Origin of the sequence: Vibrio sp. 10N.261.51.A4 (genome assembly GCF_041471945.1) — a bacterium.
In the GTDB taxonomy this organism is placed as follows: domain Bacteria; phylum Pseudomonadota; class Gammaproteobacteria; order Enterobacterales; family Vibrionaceae; genus Vibrio; species Vibrio crassostreae_C.
Genome location: NZ_JBFRPJ010000033.1, coordinates 12812 through 34733 on the forward strand (window position 1 = coordinate 12812; position 21922 = coordinate 34733).

General features: G+C 45.3%; 24 protein-coding genes. 14 read left to right on the plus strand and 10 right to left on the minus strand.

Features of this window, described 5'->3' with window-relative positions; translation table 11 throughout:
• The first annotated feature begins 2253 nt into the window (after positions 1–2253).
• The 8 genes from AB4384_RS08700 to AB4384_RS08735 all read left to right on the plus strand — a co-directional run bounded on the left by AB4384_RS08700 (position 2254) and on the right by AB4384_RS08735 (position 11799).
• Complete coding sequence (locus AB4384_RS08700; RefSeq protein ID WP_136987112.1) at positions 2254–3063, plus strand: hypothetical protein; 810 nt, start codon at positions 2254–2256, stop codon at positions 3061–3063.
• 11 nt (positions 3064–3074) lie between these two features.
• Complete coding sequence (locus AB4384_RS08705) at positions 3075–3869, plus strand: hypothetical protein (protein ID WP_136987113.1); 795 nt, start codon at positions 3075–3077, stop codon at positions 3867–3869.
• Positions 3869–6286, plus strand: a complete 2418-nt coding sequence (gene mobH / locus AB4384_RS08710; protein ID WP_372129340.1) for a MobH family relaxase — start codon at positions 3869–3871, stop codon at positions 6284–6286. Before AB4384_RS08705 ends, mobH begins: the two co-directional genes overlap by 1 nt.
• On the plus strand, positions 6279–8192 hold the full coding sequence (traD, locus tag AB4384_RS08715; RefSeq protein ID WP_162299038.1) for a conjugative transfer system coupling protein TraD: 1914 nt from the start codon (positions 6279–6281) through the stop codon (positions 8190–8192). The genes mobH and traD overlap by 8 nt, the downstream gene beginning before the upstream one ends.
• A gap of 9 nt (positions 8193–8201) precedes the next feature.
• Entirely contained in the window at positions 8202–8828 is a 627-nt protein-coding gene (locus AB4384_RS08720) for a hypothetical protein (protein ID WP_086715022.1), read from the plus strand.
• Entirely contained in the window at positions 8818–9501 is a 684-nt protein-coding gene (locus tag AB4384_RS08725) for a DUF4400 domain-containing protein (RefSeq protein ID WP_081230206.1), read from the plus strand. The genes AB4384_RS08720 and AB4384_RS08725 overlap by 11 nt, the downstream gene beginning before the upstream one ends.
• Before the next feature lie 22 nt (positions 9502–9523).
• Complete coding sequence (locus AB4384_RS08730; RefSeq protein ID WP_154723885.1) at positions 9524–10489, plus strand: S49 family peptidase; 966 nt, start codon at positions 9524–9526, stop codon at positions 10487–10489.
• Positions 10490–11121: 632 nt separating this feature from the next.
• Positions 11122–11799 (plus strand): hypothetical protein, encoded by a 678-nt coding sequence (locus tag AB4384_RS08735; protein WP_154723884.1) that lies wholly within the window; start codon positions 11122–11124, stop codon positions 11797–11799.
• Positions 11800–11863: 64 nt separating this feature from the next.
• Here the strand turns inward: AB4384_RS08735 and AB4384_RS08740 are convergent, their stop codons facing one another.
• Both AB4384_RS08740 and AB4384_RS08745 read right to left on the minus strand, forming a co-directional pair.
• A complete protein-coding gene (locus AB4384_RS08740; RefSeq protein ID WP_136987118.1) occupies positions 11864–12373 on the minus strand; it encodes a hypothetical protein in 510 nt (169 codons plus the stop codon).
• A gap of 65 nt (positions 12374–12438) precedes the next feature.
• The gene (locus AB4384_RS08745) at positions 12439–12927 is read right to left on the minus strand and encodes a DUF4262 domain-containing protein (RefSeq protein WP_162299039.1); all 489 of its coding nucleotides are present in this window, start codon (positions 12925–12927) and stop codon (positions 12439–12441) included.
• 768 nt (positions 12928–13695) lie between these two features.
• Here AB4384_RS08745 and AB4384_RS08750 point away from each other — a divergent pair.
• Positions 13696–13998, plus strand: a complete 303-nt coding sequence (locus AB4384_RS08750) for a hypothetical protein (protein WP_102305682.1) — start codon at positions 13696–13698, stop codon at positions 13996–13998.
• A 92-nt stretch (positions 13999–14090) separates the two neighbouring features.
• Here AB4384_RS08750 and AB4384_RS08755 read toward each other — a convergent pair whose 3' ends face one another.
• The 4 genes from AB4384_RS08755 to AB4384_RS08770 form a co-directional block, all read right to left on the minus strand.
• Entirely contained in the window at positions 14091–14750 is a 660-nt protein-coding gene (locus tag AB4384_RS08755) for a hypothetical protein (RefSeq protein ID WP_231903955.1), read from the minus strand.
• Positions 14747–15232: a hypothetical protein gene (locus AB4384_RS08760; protein WP_136987137.1), complete on the minus strand. Its 486-nt coding sequence runs from the start codon at positions 15230–15232 to the stop codon at positions 14747–14749. Before AB4384_RS08760 ends, AB4384_RS08755 begins: the two co-directional genes overlap by 4 nt.
• 14 nt (positions 15233–15246) lie before the next feature.
• Entirely contained in the window at positions 15247–15462 is a 216-nt protein-coding gene (locus tag AB4384_RS08765) for a hypothetical protein (protein ID WP_136987138.1), read from the minus strand.
• Positions 15463–15545: 83 nt separating this feature from the next.
• A complete protein-coding gene (locus tag AB4384_RS08770) occupies positions 15546–15914 on the minus strand; it encodes a hypothetical protein (protein ID WP_136987139.1) in 369 nt (122 codons plus the stop codon).
• Positions 15915–16219: 305 nt separating this feature from the next.
• Here AB4384_RS08770 and AB4384_RS08775 point away from each other — a divergent pair, with 305 nt between their 5' ends.
• The 5 genes from AB4384_RS08775 (at position 16220) to AB4384_RS08795 (ending at position 20028) form a co-directional block, all read left to right on the plus strand.
• Positions 16220–16564, plus strand: a complete 345-nt coding sequence (locus AB4384_RS08775; RefSeq protein WP_136987140.1) for a DUF3085 domain-containing protein — start codon at positions 16220–16222, stop codon at positions 16562–16564.
• A 425-nt stretch (positions 16565–16989) separates the two neighbouring features.
• On the plus strand, positions 16990–18816 hold the full coding sequence (locus AB4384_RS08780) for a DNA cytosine methyltransferase (RefSeq protein WP_372129341.1): 1827 nt from the start codon (positions 16990–16992) through the stop codon (positions 18814–18816).
• Positions 18817–18914: 98 nt separating this feature from the next.
• Positions 18915–19244: a hypothetical protein gene (locus tag AB4384_RS08785; RefSeq protein ID WP_372050541.1), complete on the plus strand. Its 330-nt coding sequence runs from the start codon at positions 18915–18917 to the stop codon at positions 19242–19244.
• An 84-nt stretch (positions 19245–19328) separates the two neighbouring features.
• The gene (locus AB4384_RS08790; protein WP_154723879.1) at positions 19329–19724 is read left to right on the plus strand and encodes a hypothetical protein; all 396 of its coding nucleotides are present in this window, start codon (positions 19329–19331) and stop codon (positions 19722–19724) included.
• Positions 19725–19740: 16 nt separating this feature from the next.
• Entirely contained in the window at positions 19741–20028 is a 288-nt protein-coding gene (locus AB4384_RS08795) for a hypothetical protein (protein WP_154723878.1), read from the plus strand.
• A 294-nt stretch (positions 20029–20322) separates the two neighbouring features.
• Here AB4384_RS08795 and AB4384_RS08800 read toward each other — a convergent pair whose 3' ends face one another.
• From AB4384_RS08800 to AB4384_RS08815, 4 genes are all read right to left on the minus strand, one after another.
• The gene (locus AB4384_RS08800; RefSeq protein WP_154723877.1) at positions 20323–20784 is read right to left on the minus strand and encodes a hypothetical protein; all 462 of its coding nucleotides are present in this window, start codon (positions 20782–20784) and stop codon (positions 20323–20325) included.
• 1 nt (position 20785) lies between these two features.
• Positions 20786–21028 carry a hypothetical protein gene (locus AB4384_RS08805; RefSeq protein ID WP_102305692.1) on the minus strand — a complete coding sequence of 81 codons (243 nt, stop codon included), beginning with the start codon at positions 21026–21028 and terminating at the stop codon, positions 20786–20788.
• A gap of 212 nt (positions 21029–21240) precedes the next feature.
• Positions 21241–21495: a hypothetical protein gene (locus tag AB4384_RS08810; protein ID WP_102305693.1), complete on the minus strand. Its 255-nt coding sequence runs from the start codon at positions 21493–21495 to the stop codon at positions 21241–21243.
• Between the two features lie 61 nt (positions 21496–21556).
• Positions 21557–21763 (minus strand): hypothetical protein, encoded by a 207-nt coding sequence (locus tag AB4384_RS08815; RefSeq protein WP_081230226.1) that lies wholly within the window; start codon positions 21761–21763, stop codon positions 21557–21559.
• Between the last annotated feature and the right edge of the window lie 159 nt (positions 21764–21922).

A 21922-nucleotide genomic window follows, 5' to 3' on the forward strand; every position in this document is an offset into this window, starting at 1 on the left:
TCATCGACCGTGACATCCCATGAATATGATTCGACCCTGCCCGAGAGTGAATCAATGACCACTGGCTAACCGTAAAGAGTCTAACCAAGACATTGAAATGGAATCCTGAGCGGTACAGCCCTTCTTAAAAACAAAAAAATAAATATAAATATCCAAAAATCATCTCAAGCCGAACGGTACTACCCAAGATTGAGTCGTTGCCCGAGACGGTTCAATTTCTCGGGGTGACAATGAATATGAATTAATTACTAAACAATCTAGAAAATGGTGTTCAAGCCAATTGTCTTTGACGGATTCTCAACTCACGATGACCAGCGGATTCTCGGTTAAAAGACCGGCGCTGGTGCCGCGTCATGCCATCACGTGTCAGTGCGAGACATGCGGGATTAATTCCCACGCCAGAGCGAGCGCCTGGGTACTAGTCATCGGCCGGTTCCAAGGCAGGGAGCTGGTGGCAGGTCATAACGTCCAGTGTCGGTCAGAGATATTGAACTTGGATATTAGTTACCAGCGAGCCCCGGTCCGTGCATTCATCTCCAGCAGGTAATCGGGTGATAAACCGACGCTGGTGCTGCGTCATAACATCCCGTGTCAGTGCGAGACATGGGGAAATGATACTTACGCCGGAGCGAGCGCCTGGGTACTGGTCATCCGCCGAGTCCCATCGCCCGGTTCCCAGCCGAGGAGCCGGTGCCGGGTCATAACATCCCGTGTCGGTCAGAGATATTGAGCTTGGTATTAACAATCCGTCGTACCAAGTTGATTCAATAGGCTTGAGATTTGGTCGAGCTTTAAGTCATTCGTGTTGATTTTGATTAGTTTGAATAGCCCGACTGTTTTAGGCCCTAAGCTAATTGGCGCCGCACTGCCCGAGCAAAAGGTCCGTTCGTTCACCAAAGCCTATGAGTGTTCATCTCCCAGTGCCAGTGCGAGACATGGGGTATTAATACCCACGCCGGAGCGAGCTCCGGGGTAATGGCCAGTCGCCGGGTCCCAGCCGAGGAGCTGGTGCCGGGTTTACTGCATTCAGTGTCGAGCAATGACATTGAGTTTCAGTTTTTTTTATCAGCGAGCCCCGGAGATACTTGTGACCAGCAGGTTCTCGGGTGAAAGACCGACGCTGGTGCCGCGTCACATCATCCCGTGTCACTGCAAGACATGGGAATCGTTACCTACGCCGAGCAAGAACCTGGGTACTGGTCATCCGCCAGGGTCAACTGAAGACCGGCGCTGGTGCTGCGTCACATCATCCCGTGTCAGGCAATGACATTGAATTTCAGTTTTTGCTACTAGCATCGCCTGGTGACCAGCAGGTTCTCGGGTGAAAAACCGACGCTCTTGCCTGATCAGAATACCGACAGTCAGGCTAAAATGTTGGGGTTGTGCTTAAGATGGAAGTTTACTTACCGACCATTAATTTCTATTTGAGCTTACTGAATACATACTGACAATTCTTAAGCCACGGACACCATTGCTAGTCATTGCCTGATTAAAAAGCCTAAGAGTACATTCGGCCCAGAAATGTTCATCTCCCAGTGCCTGTCCAAGAGGTAGATAACGTCGAGGTCCTGATGACCAGCAGAAAACTGAGCGCTGGTGGCTGGCTCGCAACTGAAATGTCATTCAAAGATGTGGGAATCGAAATCTACGCCGGAGCGAACACCAGGGCGCTGGCCAGCCGAGGAGCTGGTGCCAGGTTTATTGCATTCAGTGTCAGGCAATGACATTGAGTTTGATAATTTTCATACCAGCGAGGCCCAGGTGATACTCGTGACCAGCAGGTTCTCGGGTGATAAACCGGCGCTGGTGCCGGGACACATCATCCCGTGTCAGTGCAAGACATGGGAATCGACATCTGCGCCGGAAGAAATTCTTGGGTGCTGGTCATCCGCCGGTTCCCAGCCGAGGAGCTGGTGGAAAGTCATTAGTTCCAATGTCATTCAGAGAAATTGAGTTGAGCGACTGCACGAGCTCGAATCGTTGGTCACCAGCTGAATTCCACGAACGCTGGTCATGTCTAGTCCCCCTTCCCTGTCATAGCGAGACAAAGTGTTAGGCTGAACAAATTCAAATTCGTGGATACGACTTTCATGATTGAACCATTGTTCATACCAACGTAAACACCCGCAGACCTGCCCTATTCGGAAAGCAATTCTGAAATCTATTAGCGAAAATTCGTCCCTTATTTGAAAAAACGTCGATTTATTTCATGCAGTATCAACCAATACCCCATTTGGGAAGGAGACAGGGTTTATGCATGAACAGGCGGATGTCCTTGACGTTCAAACAGACGAACTTGATGTTCTTACTGAGGACATTGAGGCTGATGTTCAGGTTAAAAAAGACGATATCCATGCAGATTTAAAATTGGGTTTGATCACCAAGAACCTAAAACGTAATGCAATGGAACTGAAGGCGGTCTATGCCGAAGCCGGTGAACTTATAGCCGAAATGGAAGACTTGGCTGACAAGTATTACCGAAAACCTCAGCTCGAACAGAACCATGTAATTATCAAAGACAATTCTTACAACCGTAGAAGCACGTTCGCCAATACAGGCCATGTACTGATTGGGACTAAGTATTACACCAAAGACAGAGACGGTTGGGAGATGGTGATGTGTTTTGAACTTCGAATGCGTGACATGAGCCGCTTAAACAAAACAACAAAAAAGAAGGCGTATCACTTTGATCCCGATAAGAAGATTCCGAATTCAGAGAAATACTATGAAATTCCTAAGTTCGCGACGAAGTACGAGAACAAGTCAGAGAACAAGATTCCCTACAAAGTGCTGACCCACCCTTTTTCCAAATCACAATGTAAAAAATACATGAGGGATTGGGAATTAAAGCTGTTCCTAGCATTTAAGAAAATCATCAGTCCACCCACACGACGTTACCTCGGATTAAGGGAGCGCTATAAAACGCTTCGAGAGGAACGACGCGTATTACTCAGCATTTTCATTGCAGATAGAGGGCTCCCACTAAGCAGGGAATACAACCGAAAAATAGGCGAGCTAGAAAAGGTCATCGCTGACCATTACCCAGAACTCATCAATCTCTAAGGAGAATCACCATGGCTGAATTTAAGCAAATGCGACGCCACATCCCCGTTTCAATCGTGTGTCGAAGCGAGACAATGTACCGCTACTTAGGTCAAAAAGGCGGTCAATTGGTTGGCGCAACACAACGAATTGCGACGCTGTACGAGTCCACCGAAGACAACGATGAAAACCGTGATGCGGTAGTGTCTATCTTTGAAACCAACTTTGAACATTTGGAAGAAGGTCAAGGTGAGTTTGCAAGACAGGCTGATGCAGTGAAGCGTAAATACCGCAAACAAAATCGCAATGTACCTTTTCCTGAAATCGAAGTACCAGATAACCACAAAGTCGTCATCGATGTGACCCACCCTGTCTTCCAACGTGTGTTGCAGGTCATTCGAAAGTTCGACAACTCGATGGCGGTCATGGAAGTACTTTGGATGGTAGGCGATGTCGACGAAGAACGTTACAAGTACGCGAAAATCAAACTCGCTTCTACGATGTCGCGCTTCTCTAACGACGTGTTCCGTATTACCAACCAACTTCGCTCGCTAGACACTGGTCGCGGCACAACACACCAACGCGTTAATCAACAAATCAATCAAAAGTTGAAACCAGTAGAGGTGGTTGAAGAGGTCACCGATGAGCAGCCAGATAACGTGTCGGCTCCATTGAATGAAGCTGAAACTGAGCAAGAAGCAGAACCGGTGGATATTCATGCTGGTGGCGCTGAGATATTAGGCGAAGACGAAGACCCACTGAGTGCGGAAGAAATTCAAACCGTAATAACTCAAAAATCCGATGAGTCACTACAGGAATCAGCTTAATGCGAATGTTTGATGGCGTCAGATCAAAATTAACTCAAAGTGCAATTATCGTAAAAGAGAAATTGCGCTTGAAAACTGGTGAGCTGCATGAGGAGTTCGCCAGTGAAACTATTTTGAAGCAGCAGCAGGAGATCACACGCTTGCAGAAAGAAGTCGCAAGCATGATCAAATACCCGCCGACGCCAGATGGTGTCCCTGTCTTAACGGAGGGGGACATTTTATTCGCTTATAGAGGCATTATTAAGGAAACCTTCCTTGCCGTAGGCATGCTCGAAGGTACAGATAAAAACCTGACGCCATGCTTTATGAACACGTACATGCACGCGATCCGTTCTGTGATTTCATTTTTCCACCTACTGCCTGCTAGTGAGTACCATCATCACAATGAAGTTGGCGGCCTACTTCGTCATTCATTAGATGTTGCCTTAATGACCTTAAGAATGTCGAAGGGCTCTCGGCCTTTGGCTATCGGATTCCAAGATGAGGAGATGCTACGAGAACCGCGATGGCGCTTTGCCGCATGGTTAACAGGTTTGTTGCATGATGCAGGGAAAGTCATTTCTGACATGAGGGTTTCGGGGAAAGAGCTGGATACTACCTGGAACCCACAAATTGAAACCATTTACGAATTCAGTGAAAGATACGGTATTGACCGCTACACCGTTAGCTGGAATCCACGCCGTGCTAATCATTACCATGAGAAGCTGTCAGTGCTGTTATTAGACAGAGTTCTGAGTGACACAGCAAAGCGCTGGTTATATCAATCTAACGATAACCTTTCAGGACCAATCATTGACGCGCTGCAGAATTATGCCCGTAAGGAAGGGTATATCGAGAAACCATTGCGCCGTGCCGATGCGCTCAGTGCCGAACGAGATCGTAGAACCCAATTCCACAAACTCATCGGACAGCGTAAAGCCGGTAAGAGTCACGGCATTATCTCGGCCATCCGTGATTTACGAAAAAACCGTTGGAACAAAGTCAATGAAATCGGTGCTCGCATGTATGTCATTGATGGGGAGGTATATCTCGATTACCGAAATGGCGTGCAAGACATCATCAGCCACATGAACGCCAATTCTAGCAACTCGGGTCACCTAGCCAGAATTGAATCCAACATTGGTATCGTGATTCAGGAGATGGAAGAGCTAGGTATTGTGGAGCCGATGCACGAAGAGTCAGACTTTGTGAGGCTCACATTTACAGCGAAGCAAGGGAAGATGCGACAAGTTGATATCGTTCGTATCAGTTATCCAGATTTGGTCTTCGAAGGTGAATTACGCCCACCTAACCTTAAAGACTGTTACATCGAATTTTCTAGCATGGGCGAACGCTTAACAATCGACGCCAAAGGCAGCTTGGATTATACCGAGCCAAAAGATAACCCATTTCAGACCCTTTATAACTTGGACCCAGAGCAAGGCTCCCAAGTGAATCGTAATAAGGCTCGTTCGTTGAATTTGCCGGGGCTACCAAAACCACCTGAAGAACTCATGCAAGCTGCTGAAAATCAATCACCGACAACGACCCCGCAGCAGATCAATGCACCAGCACCGGCCAACACGAGCAACGATGGGAAGCCAGCAACAGCGACACCTGCTCAAAACAACGTACCTGCGCAGAAACCAGCACCCAAACCACAAGCAACGAAAACGCCAGCAACGAAAACGCCAGCAACGAAAAAAGCAGCGACTAAGACGAACACCACAAAGGCAAACTCACCGTCAAAGACAAGGGGGCCAACAATCGTGTTCGAAAATGAAACAAATCAGTCGGTGGAAGAAAACAATGCGGCACCTAGTGTATGGGATGGCATGAACATCAACGCAGCTGACGACAAACCGGTTCAGGCACCGTCGTCCAAACCTCTAGCCACCGCAGCTAAAGGGCGTAAGTCCCAAACACAGAAAGCACCGCAAAGAGCTTCCGCTTTAAAAAATGTGTCTGATAAAGACCTAAGAACCTTGTGTTATGTGATGGCATGGGCGCTATCCAATGGTAGGACCGATGGTGATTCCATTGTCAGCTACAGCTCAAGAAATGCGATCTACGCGCACAAAACGTGGGTTCTTTGTCTTGTAGAGATGACCAACATGGAAATGAATACAATGGCCTTTTTTGACCGCTTCGGAGATGACATAGAGCCAGGGAAAGTATTGGGCATTGACGCGACAGAGCACATCAAGTTGGACAGCAGTTGCGTCAAAGCCTTCGCAGAGCTGTTCGGTGTGGGCGAAAAGCTGTTCTTAGATCAAATTAAAAATTTCAATGACTATGGTAGGCCGGAGCGTATGGATAACCTCGATTTCTTTGCAGGAAAGCTCACCATTAACAGCGAGCAAGAGAAGTTAATTTTAGATTCAAACCTCGCCAAAGAATTGAACTTAATTGCTAATGGAGTCGCTTCTGATGTTTAAGTCAAAGACAAAACCCCTGTATGACGATATTCAAGACTACTTCCGTGAAGTGTTTGAGATACAACAAGCTCGCGCATGGCTGGCTTCGGGTGCTTTTTTCAGTGTCGCTGGTGGATATCAAGCATTGTACAACCTATTCACTGAGACACCGGCTCCCGATACGGTGATGCTGACAGGCCTAGGTATGGCCACCAGCTTTGTCATGGCCGCAAAACGATCTTCTGAAGCATGGCCAATTCTAAAGATGCAAGCTCGATTGTGTTCAAACAAACTGGATATAGAGTCTTTGGAAGACACTCGAAAGAAGGCAGAAAAATACAAAGACCGCATGTACTTAGGGACCGGCTTTAATTGGGGGCCTGAGCACGCCATCAATATGTATAAAATCAACGCCCTCCCTTCTGCACGCCGCGACCAAAAAGTGCCTTTATATTTAAGGAAGTTTATCCCCTATAACCCTGATCTGAACGAAGCATTAGGTGGGGAGCCATTCCTCATGGCCTTGGGCAACGAGAAAGCTGTGACTGTGCATTATGATGTAGGCCGCGCACACACAATCATCTACGGCGTTCCGGGCTCTGGCAAAACAACGTTGTTAAAGTTAATCGCATTAAACAAACTGTGGTCAAAGCGAAAATGCTTGCTCATCATCATCGACCCAAAAAATACGCCGGAAATGCGAAATGGGTTGAAAGCAGAGATGGTTCGTCAGGGTAAAGGGGACCAGTTCTACTATTTTGCCCCCGCACGGCCATCAGAGTCTGTCGTTGTTGATTGCCTAGCCAACTATAACCGAACATCGGAACTGGCAACCCGTGTCGTTGAATGTATTCCAACGGGCGGCTCTTCTGGGGAAGTATTTAAACAATTCTGTTGGGAACGTGTAAACCAAATTACTCAGGCAGCGGAATACATCGGTGAACGACTCACACTTCGTACCCTTCATTACTACCTGCGTGAAGGTCTAGTTCGTCTGGTAGAGAAAACGTGTGAAACGTACTTCAGTCAAGAAATAGGTGTGGACTGGAAAGCCCAAATGAACGGTCGCATCAAGGCCATGGGCTCGCAAGACTGGCTTGAAAATATGATCATGTATTATTCCGATGTCATGGCCAAAGACAAACCTTGCTCTCAACTTTCAGGGATCATTGACGCCTTCCATAAAAAGTCATCTGAAGTGAGCACCAAAACTGGCTCATTGAATGCAATTCTGGAACAACTTTGTTCGGCGCCTCTAGATACTTTGTTGTCCCCTGATTTAAATAATTTGTCGGACAACCAACCGAACGTCGTCAATTTACGCGAGTTATCAAACACAGGTGGAGTGCTGTACTGCGCCACAGACGGTTTAACAGACCCAGTGATTTCAGGCACCTTATCGAAGCTTGTGTCGGCAGCTGCAGCGGCATCGTCAGCTGAACGTTATAACTTTGGTACAGGAGAAGAGCCAGAGGTTTGCTTTATGGTTGATGAAGCCCATAACGCGCTTAATGATCCAATCCTGAATTTACTCGCCGTCGGTCGTCAATCCAAATACGAACTGTACTTAAGTACCCAGTCCATGCCCGACATCGTAGAAAAAACCTCGCAAGCGACCGCCGATAGGATAACCGAGCTGTGTGCCAATACCATCGCCATGCGATGTGAAGGCAAAGTAACTCGTGAATATGTATCAGAAAAGATGGGGGCTGCCGATCTAAGAAAGCATCAAAAGATGATTTCAAACAGCGCCTCAACACAAGATTCCGTCTCTTCATTCAATTCAGGTTCTGGTGTACGTGAGTCATCAGAAGAGCGCAGTTTATTTCCACCGTTCATGGTATCGGCCTTACCCAATTTGCAAGCTATATGCAGCTTCTCAAATGGAAATAAAACCCTACTCCGCCTGCCTGTAGAGCCACGTTAAGGAAATATTATGAAAGTATCGACCAAATTCAAAAAAATTACTGCCAGCGTTTATCTGAATCGAACGATCGATAAAGAGTTGAGCGAGCGATTGAATTATCAAGCGTTTATTTGGCCGTCTCTTGGTGAGGTTCAAATGCGAGTAGTGAGGTTATTCGGTGACGTTGTGCCAGCTTCTTTCAATGAAGGAGAAGAAGAACTCTTACTTGACGTGGTATTGCGAGAGATGGCCGATACATGGGATGAGCATTATGAAACACACGGCAAGGAAGTCGCCTTCAAGCACATCTTTTTGAAAGTGTTTGACCGAACCTCAGAACTGTTCAAAGTCATGGTCACATCAGAAGACACAAAGGCAGGCTGCGACCTAATCTGGGACCCGATTCGCTGTTCATTTTCAGACTTTGCTACGTCCAGCCGCGTATGTTGCATGGAAGTCATTGACAGAAAACTAACCTCAGAGAGCGAGAAACATTGTCGCCAACTGAGCCTGTTACTGCTCCCTCAACTCTTCGGTCGTCCTGAACTCAATACAATGGGTATCGCACCCTACGCCTTCGAAGATCCTCGCTCGGTGAATTTGTTAGACCTGTTACTCAAACCTGAAAAGATATTGGAGGCTGCTCATGGCGCATGATACCCAATCTTTTATCGACGAAGGTAACAAAGCCCTACTCGGTGATGGTGTCTCGATACTAAACCCGTGGGTAAGGCTGGGGTTTATGATCTGGTTCTTTTCTTTGTTGTATTGCTGGTTTGGTATGTCAGCGGAGCAATTTAGAGCCGACGTCATCGATGAGGTGTCCATTGTTCAGTCGACAATGACCGAAGAGCAATCAGAAATAGTGTTCGACCGTGTAAACGGTCAATACCAGACGACGATGGTCGATACGGGCATCTCCAATGTCATTGATAGATTTTATATCAAACCTGAAAAAACAAATGGGTCCGGGGTCTTTATTGCAGGCATATCAGAGCGGCTGGTGGATAACACAAAGATGTGGTGGTATCGCAGCATACTTCGACTGAACGTACTCATGGAATGGCTTCTTTTAGGCGGGGTGCTTATCTTCGCGTTCATGAGTGATTCTTACTACGAATATCGTAAGCGAATCTACGCCTTTACACAGCACAACGTGAAAATAGCGGCAATGGCCTTTCGCATGATATTCATCATTCTCTTTTCACTATGGGTCTTCCTTGTTGTCCCCATCATTGATGGCGGATTCTGGCGATATTTACCCCTATTTTTCATTGGTTTATGCATCCTATTAACCACCACGATCATGCGTGAATTCCAACGCTTTTAAACAGACATAGGTAATCAATAACATGCGGATATTTAAAAAGAAGAATCAAGAACCAAAGTCATTGAGAGAAAACCTCAAAGAGTTTACGCAGCGATACCGGTCTATTCACAACCTAAATCGGATTAAGGTTGGTTTCATTGTTTTTGGTGTGTTGTTCGCGGTCGGTCAAACCATATACCGAAGTCACTATTTCAACATGCCGGTTCCGCACATAGCGCTCATACAACTGGAGGGAGCGGTAGAAAGAGGCAGCCCTACCGCTGACGGCACCATACTTTCAGAAAGCATCAGGAAAGCAATGAAAGACCCTCTCGCGCACGCGATTTTAATCGAAGCCAATTCACCTGGTGGGAGTCCCGTGCAGGCAGAGATTTTACATCGCACCTTAATGTCCATGAGAGAAACGACAAATAAGCCGGTCTATTTTTCGATAGGAGAAATGTGTGCTTCTGCGTGTTTATACATCAGCTCTTCCGCTGACAAGGTGTATGCACATAGAAATTCATTGATTGGCAGTGTCGGGGTACGAATGGATACATGGGGGTTCGACAAACTCATTGAACAAGTTCAAGTTCAAAGACGAACGTACACGGCGGGTAGAAACAAAGCGCTTTTGGACCCATTTTTACCTGAAAACCCAGAAGCAACAAAGCACATTGAGACGCATGTCCTCCAGCCGCTGTTCGAAGAATTTAAAGATGCCTTGATTGAAGGTAGAGGCGAGAAATTGATGACGGATAACCCGGACATCTTTACCGGTTACATCTGGACCGGGGCTGAAGCTGTCGATATAGGCTTTGCAGACGAAGTGAAAACGCATTTCGAGATCCGTGAAGGACTAAGAGATGAATACCAAGTCACGGACATACAGAACTACACCAAAGCTAAATTCAGCATGATGAAGATTCTGAGCTCGGACTTTTGGGCAGAAGTTCTGGTTAAAACCGCCATCAAGCTGCGTGCAGATACCGAGCTGGAATTGAAATAGACGTCATGCTGGTTAAGAGCTGGCACTTGTCAGGGAAAGTGACATCAGGATTGCTTCTGTGATGTCACTCTCCCTGAATATCAAGTGAAATGGATGACATGATTGCGAAGAGCGTGCTTTCAATGTCGTTCAAAGACAATATTCACGCAGGTGGTGGAGTGATGGCAAAGGAGCCTACCCCTTTATGCGATAACATAAAATGTTATTGTTGAGTAATATTTGAGCAGGGTAACTGAAGTATCTTCATATACTGGATGCGTTTCAGTTCGTGGAGTACCAACAAGCACGTAATCGAAGGGTGTGATGTATGTTGTGTTTCTTTTATTCGCAATGGCAAATGCTACAAAGATTGATCTTGTGCCAATAAATGTGACCGGATTCAAAACAACGAATGATTTGAGTCAATGAAATCATCAACTTGTCTAGAGCAATTGCTTAAGCCATTGATATCTCTATAAACAAAAGCATTCACTCGTTAGATAGCTGCAAGCCCTTTCATTACACGGGATTGTGCATATAATCCGGTAAGACGTTTATTAAAGATGCCTATTTGCCAATAGCAGATCCCTTAATTACTATATTCAAAACTATTAGAAAATTATCACTCCAATCTTATTGCAGTTAGGTGGCTTATGAGTAACAAAAAACAGGGACGTGACAACAAAGCAAGCACTGATGAACTCAATTTGACGCATCTGCTTCCTACACCTAACGGTAATGATGTTCGCGACGAAGTAAATGCGATTTTCCACAAAATGTCATGTTCTGAGCATGAAACCAATAAATTTGACGCTGAATGCTGCAAGAAGGTAGCGGATAAATTGACGCACCTCTATGCGTCAAGAGGGATCATTAGCGGTGACTTAACTGAGCATCATAAGCAAATCGTGGATTTTTCTCCTGAAGTGGAGCTGCAGCGCTATTTAGAAGGCCAAGCAGAAGATGAGCTTTTATGTAGCGCTCAGTGCCAATCATCAAACCACCAGCCGAATGCCTCACCGCCTGAGTACCCAATTGACACACTCAATGATCGGATTCTTGCGATTGTTGCAGAAGGTAAATACCTAGAAAGTCGCATGAAAGAACTCGGCGCAAAGGGTGGTGGTATTAGTACGATGAAGCGTTCGATTAAATACAAGTTACCCGATTGGGTTCTTAAGCATTGTGATGTGATTAGCGAGATCCACTTCAAGGCACTCCATAGACTGGATTACAATGTCAGTCGACAAGAGACAGAATCTTTCTTGGAAGCGTGTTCGCAGTTAAGAGCAGGGTTCTTTTGCGTAGACGATAACCGAGATGAGCAATAACCATGAGCTGATGAGACTGTTCATCGTCAGCGCATGTAAATACCCATCCCCTATCTTCGTTAATCTAAGAGCGCGTTAACTCACTCAGGTCGTATTCAAAGTTCAGAGCCGAGTGGTGTAGGACACTGGCCGTTGTCTCTGCGCGAAGACTGGCCACAAATAAAGTTACGTTGTGTGCAACTTCTGCTTTATTCTCGACATTATAAGACCGTGATGTTCTCTTCCGCTTCGACGTCCTTACTCCAAATTCATCAGATGTAAACTCAGTCCAAGATACGTCGAATACTGGGTATGGCTTTCCTCTACTGACTCGTTGTGTTTCTCTCACTGACACTTGGCACCCATACTTAAGCTTCTTTACCCATCGTGGGTACGCGAGAATTAATGCAGCTCGCATGTCGCCATAAATATACGCGAGTTGCGCTTTAACGTATGTTTCTGCACTGGCTTTAGGGGATTGATAACGAGAGGTAGAGAAATACTCACTGTCAGTGGCCTTTTCAGACCAAACAGTCGGGATCTGAATAAAGTAAGATCCCGCCCGTTTACTGCATGGAAATACATAGCTATTCATGGGTTGAAATTGTCCATCCTTGGTCAAATAACAGTCGTAATATGGAGAAATGGATGTTCTTCTATCTAGTTGTATAAGTTTTCGATCTGTTGCACATCAAAGAAGATGCTTTGATACTTTTTCCATTTTGAGTCGACGTGCTCTTGCCACGGAAAGCGGCCATTTGGGTCGGGTAAAACCAGTTGAAACATCGGAATTTGCTTGTCGGTCATGTCCAGCGTGGTTTCAGCAACGGTGAACGTACCATCATGCATATGCTCTTGAGATACTTTAACCAATGCAACCGGCACATTGAATACCTCTTCAACATAAGTGATAGGTTCATCTAACTCAATCACGCGTTCTTTGATGTGTTGAGCAAAATGGTTTCCGAAGAAGTGCATTTGTTCTGGACTTAAGCCGGTAATGGCGATCTCGAATGCGTTATCTGTACTGACCGACACGCCAACGGAGTACACATACTCTTCACCCTTTGGGCTTGCCGTCATAATGAACGTTGCCTCACCGTCTTTTAATGATGCTACAACTGAATCCATAACATTTAAACGTTCCATAATCATCTCTCTCATTGTGGGGATGGGAGTATTATGTAAGTCCGTTTCTTCGTATCCCCCCGATAGTTGAATCGTCCGATAGTTCAAAAGGGTTCAGTGGGTAAACGGGGGGTAAAATAGAAACCCGTTCAAGTCAAAAAGCCATGAAACATGACTCATTAGATTTCACCGTTGCACAATTTACTTGAATGAAGATTCCAAATGAAAATGTAATAAAGTCTCCATTATGAGAATCAATCCAAAACATACCAAATTTTGTTGAAGAATTCAGGGGATCTTGGTAAACAGATATTAATGCAATTGAGTGCATTATCATTTGCCACTTAGCAAGGCGTTAATAATTGATAGAATGGTTTTGTTTCGAGTTAACGGAAACTTTAATGGTTTAGTATATTGTTACCTTTATTCAAAATTTTATACTAAGTCTTAAAATTCTTTCCGTTAATTGACATATTGTACCACACTCATCTGCATACTGTTTTACATGGACGGACACTGTACGACAGTAGCAACAAGTCCAAAAACTAAAAAATGCTATAATTTGATAACAAAAATAATAATAAGAGCACTCACATTTTTATAGCGAATGTGGTTGTTTTAAAGCCTTGTTTTACCGAAGGTTTTAAGAAAAGAAAAAACTAACTACGTCAAACGTTGCAAACAGTAGATATATCAAAAGTAAAGGAGTGTACGTCTACGCATTTCCTAAACATTTATAGCCATTCGAAAGTTTGGTTTAACTAAAGATAAGAATACTAAGTTAATATTATGCAACTACATCATACGCACGAGTTAAACACCACATCGAATCCATTTGAAACATTTGATGAAAACATCATTATGTTTTTGGAACATTATCAGATCCTCGATTTCAGTTTTGAGTCGTTGAAATCCTTTTTGAAAGCAGAGTATTGTGCGGCAAAGAAAACCGCTTCTTTAAACTTAACGTATCAAGAATGGGCGTCAAAGAACGACGAATATGTGTCGACCGTTTCTTCTTACTTCATTTATAAAAATTGGTTAATGAAATACGCGCCAACGGAATCTAACCAATTGGTCACGCTGCATTAACTGAACGCGTAAAAGCCCAAACATCTCACCGATATTTGGGCTTTTTCTTTGCCTGTCCCTACCCGATTTCATGTCATATACATGGTTTCTTTCTAACCCTCCGGTGATTCCATATTAAAACAGACCTTTCTTTGTTTTCTTGAAATGACATCGATCTGCTGAATGACGACGCTGGCCGGAAGCGCAGGTTTTCCCCCTACATACTCAAGATGCTGTAACTTCAAAAGCAATTGAATTAAAAATGCCTTGCATAACAGTTCAGATATCTCTTCGACACACACCGTTAAGTGGTCCAAAGGGCTCGATTTATCGAGGTGATCAAAGTATTCATTTTCGATGAACGACAGGGTGACAGCCCCAGAACCCACACAAGGTTCATATAACGATATTGCCCCACTATCTTCATTCATACCTGCGCGATTCAAGCCAGCTAAGAGCTTTGCCAGCGCGATTGGTGTTGGGAAAAAATCGTTGGTGTGCGCCAAGCTGGAGTATTTGGATAACAAGTCCCCAAGAACATCCGTCTCGCCTTCTTCTATGGCCAACTTGCATATCAAGTGCGTCATCAGCTGACAATCCTTCTGGATATCAGGGACGGACAACTGTTCAATAACCGTCTCGCTCGGTGGGTACATCTCGGTATGTAAGAAACACCAATAGTCGATGAACATATCGAGAAATGAATGGGTCCCAAATTGATACCGCATACTTTCAATGACATTATTCAATTGGTTCTTCAGATCCTTACTCATGCGGTTCTCTCCCAATATTTCATCGTATTTGGGTCAACGCACAGCGCCATGTCTAGCCACTCTCCAAGCGCATCATCGCAATAAAAACGAAAACTGAATGCACAAGACTGCTGCTCTAAGTTGCCACGAATGTCGGTAAACCCTTCACTCGACACCGACACCTTGAGGTGTCTGGAATCTTCAGAGAAACTAAGTTGGTACTTATCCATATACGCTAACAGTGCAAACGGATCATCGAACTGGCCATGTATCGCGAAGAACCTCCCTTGTGTCTCGACTAACTGTTGAGTCATTCGCTTCACAGCTTCAAGGTTATCGATAGGGATGACACGACCGTTGTCCAACGACACGTTGTGATTGATGACAAACCGAGGTGGCTTGCCATCGATGCTCATGTAAATTGCACGACTTCGGTAGCTCTGTTTGGACAATGAGGTACGCAAGACCCCATGACTAATGCTGCTAAACAAAATAATGCTCATAAATCACCTCGGCTTTATTCGGGCTCATACCCGTATTCGTCGAGACACAGACCACCAGCGTCATTGAGCCTCACTGAAACACCTTGAATGCCAGTGTTGTAAACAATGGATTCCTCTGTACTCCCGTTCGCCAATGACTGGTCGATGAATTCCTTAAGCTCACCGAGCGTTAATAGATCTTGGGTCTGTGGAGTCGCGTCGATATCTTGCATTTGAATTGTGTCTGTCATGGTCATCACCTTAGTGTTGGTTGTGATACTGGATGTGGAATGAAACGAATTGGCAGTGAACAAGCGGTTAAACGTACCCGCAGTTACCAATCGAAAGTCTCAAACAAAGGGATTTGATTGGCGTCTCGGTCGAATTCAATTAAGCCGATGTGGTTGGACGTTGCCCAAGCCATGATTTGATTAAATGTGTCACTCATACCATCCATCGTATTGAGGGTTAGACCTTCACTGCTCATTGAGTCATCGGGGTCAGCGGCTTGCAGCTTAATAAAGTAGCCATACTCTCGCTCTAGAACGTGTGTGTGGGTGTTACTGTGTTGTTGAACCAAAACGCTCAAGCGTTCGGAGTCATCTTTCGTAAGATGGCTAGTCGATAATGCCAGTGAGAGATAGAGTTCCATGCTGCTTGTTTCAGCGAACTTTTGGATATCGGTTTGGATAGAGTTAATCATCGTCAATCTCCAAGTGATGTGGGTACATAAGGTATGGCCCATCATAGGGAGAGCTGAATGCCACTCCCCCCGAACTGGCTGGCAGGGCAATCATGACAATGGATAGTGAATGAAACGGGGGAGAGATAATTAACGAAGTTGATTTAATGGCAATACGAATGAATAAGGCTATTTATGGTGCCAACTGTTTCCCCACATAATTTCTGCTCGGTTCATTTCTCCCCCCGTTTCCGCCTGGTGCTGATTTGCTCCCCCCAATTTGCTCGCGTAGTTTGATAGGACATCCACAAAAAAAGGGACTCATTATGGGAATCGCAATCTTTACTCGTCAGCAAGTGGAAGAACTTGTCCAATTCTGTAAGAAGCACAATAAAACCCAGTTTTTCCTTGCCAAAGACCAAGGCTTGTACATTGGTCAAACCGTTGGCAGTCAAAAAAACAATGACTTTGAGAACAACATTCAATATGCCAACGGGTGTGATCCTAAGTTGGATGATGATGAGTGGTGGGATAATTCAAGGGACATCGCAGGTGGCGACGATTTTGGCGAACACCTCCCTTTAGGCACGATTGAGAAGACCTTAGCTGACAACTCTTGGAAGAATCTTAAAGTGAAAATCACTGAAACCGAACTGACGTTCATCGTCTAGTAAAGAGTGGCAGTGTTGAAGTATTTTGACATACGGCGTTGTGAGCACAGCGATTGATTTATTTATAGTGGGGTCGCACTACCCGCACATGCGTTCCCACTATAAATATCGCTTTTTCACGATCGATTAGAACTCAGGGCTGCGTTCAGGATTTGCAATGTGACCCCTACCTCTTGCCTCCCGCAAAACCGCCTACGGCCATAGCCAGTTGACAGTACGGCTTTAAGAATGAGTACACCACACTGAGTAGTGCAGATACTGAACTATGACCCTCACCTCCCCCCTAAAATCGCACAAGCCATTATCCAATCCCCAGCGAACAAAGAAATGGGGGGATAGCTCACTATGGCGAGCTAAATTATTCATTCAGCAGCTGACTGTGCTCAATATCAGCCGAATAATAATGTCCAACTAGGAGGTCAACCATGGGAACCCTAATGAACAACAACCAGATAACAAAAAGTATGGGTAAAGCCTTTGGGTTATTAAAGGGAGAAGTGGTACTTGATTCATTTGCGGGAGGCGGAGGTGCCAGTACCGGTATCGAACAAGCGTTAGAGTGCTCAGTCGACATCGCGATTAATCACAATTTGGACGCGATCAACATGCACAAAATGAACCATCCCAACGCGCAGCATTACTGTGAAAACATCTGGGATGTTGACCCTGAAGAAGCCTTACTTCGCAGTGGAGGTGATTCTATCGGATTGGCTTGGTGGTCACCCGATTGCACCCATTTCTCGATTGCGAAAGGAGGTACGCCCGTCAAGCAAGCAATACGTGGGTTAGCTTGGGTTGTCATCAAGTGGGCGCTACGGGTCCCAATTCGCGTTAATTTTCTTGAGAACGTTAAAGAATTCAGCACTTGGGGTCCCTTATTACAAGATGAGCACGGCGGCTGGCGACCAGATCCTGATCGTAAGGGAGAGACATTCAGAGATTTCACCAAAGCGCTGACGGTAGGGTTATCCCCTCGTGACCCGTCGTGGAAAGAATGCGTACTTGCTTGTGGGATTCAATACGACATTAAGCAGAAGCTCAAACTGTTCAAAGGGCTCCAGTACGATGTTGATTTCCGTGAACTAGTGGCAAGTGACTACGGCGTACCAACGATTAGAAAGCGTTTGTTTATGGTCATGAGAAATGACGGACAACCGATTGAATGGCCAGAAGTCAGTCACGGTGATCCAGCAATCAATAATCAATTAGCCCCACAAAAGGTTGCTGCCGACGTGATTGATTGGACTATCCCTGTAAAATCCATATTCAATCGTAAAAAGCCATTGGTAGAGAAAACCATGGCTCGTATCGCCAAGGGGTTACAAAAATTCGTTTTTGATTCTGATGCGCCTTATATCGTCGAGCACAAAAACCAACGACCATTCATTACCGAACACGCCAATGCGAGCAGTCAACGCAATATGCCAATCGATGAGCCGTTAAGAACCATTTGCGCTCAGGTGAAAGGGGGGCATTTTGCTGTTGTGTCAGCAGATTTAGAGCAAGCATTCCCCAATGAGCAAAATAATGACTCGCCATCGGTCAAGGACAACAACCAAGAGTTGTTAGCGTTCATGGCCAAACTTTTTTCAGGATGTTCTGGTGCCGATATCAATGATCCGTTAGCGACGATCACAGGCGTCGACCACAACGCATTAGTGACAGCGAACGTCGAAAAATCGATTATTCCCACCTATGAAGAATGGATTCAATCTACTGAAAGATGGGGAGGGACACGCGCTGAATATGAACGCCTGTTTGGTCAAGACGTGGACACAGTTACTACCAGTCACGTTATTAAGATGAGAGGCACCAATCTTGGGCATACAGTGAGTGAACCGGCTCATACAGTGAGCGCTGGTGGCAATCACTTAGGGATCGTCAACAGCTTTCTCATTAAGTATTTTGGTTCTAATTTCGGCACTGACATCACTACGCCAGTTCACACGTTAACCACCAAAGAGCGCTTTGGGCTCGTTGTCGTGCGGGGCGAAGTGATGGTTAAGATGCACGGTGCTATCTATCGAGTGATCGATATCGGTATGAGAATGCTAGAGCCCCATGAACTCTTCTTGGCTCAAGGCTTTCCAAAAGACTATCAATTTCAATTTGACCAAAATGGAAAGAAAATCAGCAAAGCCAAACAGGTCGCACGCTGTGGTAATTCTGTTTGTCCTCCCGTGGCAAAAGCATTGGTTTCGGCCAATATCAAGCACATACCGATGAACTACGCTTTACCAATAGCCGCTTAATACCGTCGTCTCCAGTACCCATGAACTAGCGGCCTAGTTGGTCGCTAGTCACCGAAAGCCAAAACAATGTAACACCATCACGGACATACGGAGTTCACATGGCAACACAGCTTCAATGCGAAATCAAAATCTCGACAAGCTTAATGGCCGTTTCAGTGGTATCTGTCCACTACGATAACAATCAATTTCTCGGACTCATCGATCAAGACGGAGATATTTTGGGTATGCCATTCAACAGCCGACCTTACAAGCCAGTCAATCCATACAGTGAATCACATAGCAAACCACGTATCGGTGAGCCCTACATCGGTTACGCCGCCAAGCAACGTTACGATGGCACCTACGATATCCTATCCGAGCCCAAACCCGTTTCAAGATCCTGGGAGGACATCGAGGATGCACAAGTCACCGAACTTTACTGCAAATAAAGGCAGGAATCTCTGCGGCTAATTGAAATTTCACCGAGCCCTTCTTGTTATAAATGGATATCGTCAGAAATTGGAGACATCACAATGCTAAAGAAAATTACGAGCTTTACCCTAAAATCAGTGCTCGCGTTCTCTGTAACGATAATCCTCGTATCATTCGGTCAATTAGGTCAACTCATGGCGAGTAAAACCCACCTTGAAATGTCAGTCATTGAAAATTGGATCACCTCTCACCCAGCTGATATCGTGCTGGTGGCCGAGTATCGAGAGAATTGCTTAAATCATGGCAAACAGGTTACCAGAGATAACCTCGAACAATCCTTAGCAGCGGCCAAACTAGAAGATTTCCTTGTCACCAAAGAGCGCTGTGCGAAATCGATGGGTTTAGAAGAGCTGCATAACAACATTGAAGTCGCCGTCCAACAAATCGAGTCGTATGCTTGGCCATTGTCATTGCTGGACGACTCACTAACGAACTAGCGATAAGGAACTTGCCATGTTACATACACAAACAAGCCCAACTGCGGCACAACTAAAACATATCATTGCAAAAGCCGAACAAGACAAAGCGTATCGATTAAAAACGGCAGCGTTTAAAGAGTGGCAGCACAAACTCCACCCAAATGACCAACTCCCCCGAGGTGCCTTCTTTAAGAACAAACGTGCGGGAAAGCCCATCGTTATCATGGACGAATTTCATAGGTACTTTGAAAGACCAGCACATCCATTCCCGTATGACCCAACAGCCGCTCTCAGTACCACAAACCAAACACAGAACGCTTAAACCTAAGCCACATTGGGAACACGAGCGCGAATACTATTCAGATGATAGAGGAAAGGTATGACAACTTCACTTGAAGCAATGCAAAGAAACGGTGTTGTCATGGAAAGACAGTGAGGGAACGTAATCAAGCGGAAATAGCAGGTCAAAATATGCACAGTTTATGCAATTGGATTTCTTACACACCGAATTGGTTAAAAAATACACGGGGTTATACCCCCAAATCCTCTGAATGACAATCAAATGAATGAATATAGTTGCATAATAATTCACTCTAAAAAGCCCTGTCACCAACAATCAACCTAGAAAATATTGTCGATACGCCGTCGAGCGTCGGAACCACATCATCTCTACGCCAACAAAGCGACTCAGTTCACCATAAGCCTGTTTCATTTCACTCATCAAATCTGATGTTATTTCAAAGAGTTTGTAATAGATAACTTCATACTTTCGCTCGTTAAGTTTAGCCAATACTTGATAGGTAGGGTCTACATAGTCGCCATCAGCCAGTTTGAGCCAGCAGTGTTCTATCGGTAGCCAAGTGCCGCCACAATTCACCATCGCAACCCCGTAAACCACACAGTCTGCATTCAGTAAATTCAAAGCCAGAGCGCTGTTGTCATAGCAAAACGACGGAATTGTTACTTGCTCTATGACGGCCAATTTGTCATTAGGAAGGTCAGTCACCGTGACCCCCTCCATGTGGTCAGGATTAACGCAGATCATTTTCGCCATTTCTGGACTCGCTTGAATACTCATACTATGCCCACCACGGTTTGTTGCAGGCCCAAACAATGGTTGCTCCCGCTTCATATTTGCATTGCTCTGCAAAGTCATGAGCCTCTTCTGAATGGCCAAAGCTTTCATCGGTATCAATACCGAACACATCTGCCGCATGACCGTTCAGTCTTACGCCGAAGCCTGTGAACTGATTGGCTTTATCAAGGACTTCATAAATCGTTGCTGTGTTTTCTTCTGTATTCGTTGCTGTATTAATTGACATGATATGAACCTGTTATTGGTTGAGGACAGGTTCATTATGCGTAATGAAATATGCCTTCCCCCCAGAACGAGACGATGGCCAGCAATTTAGGGTTTCAGAGGCATTTACAGGGGGAGTTGGGGGGAGTGAGCGTTGTTAGCATGCCGAGTTTAGAGAGCGCAGTGCCATCTCACACAGACAGTATCACCTCAGTGACAATCAATGACATCAATCTAACAGGTCATGATCTTGTAATGCCCCATTGTCCCTCTTAGAAATTCTTTTGATACCCTCTTAATGTGCTCGATATCCGAGTCGTTGAGTTCCGGGTAGTAGTTGACAACCAAGGCACGCACCGCCGCATCACGACTGACATGGATACCCAAATCTCTTTCAATGACATTCACAAACTCAGGTTTACCTGAACCGCGAATACCTTGATCACGCTTCCGGCACGTCTTGAAGATAGCCCACTCTTTCTTGCTCATCGTAAAGCCCTTATATTCTGGATGCGCTCTGTATTAACGCGACGCGACCTTGACCACCAAATCAATGAATGGGGGTTAACGTCATACTGAAATCAGGTGCCACCCATTGCTTGAAGTCACCGGAATGAACAACAAGTTGAAGCTTATAGCCAGTACAATTGAGCTCTTTTTTAGCAAGCCTCACTAGAGCTAGACCTGTTTTGTCCGTTTTAAATTCAACGGTCTTTGATGTGAATGCCGAATGCAGTTCCGCTTTAAATGTTTGCATTAAATATCTCACTCTGTTCGTTAGATATCTCCAGTATCCACCCCCTTACTTCCCTCGCCCCCCATTTGGGGTTTGGAGTGATATATGCCCTACACACATTGATCGAAAGGGGGGAAAAATAGTGTGCAGCCATAGAATAAAAGTTCAGGTACATAAACC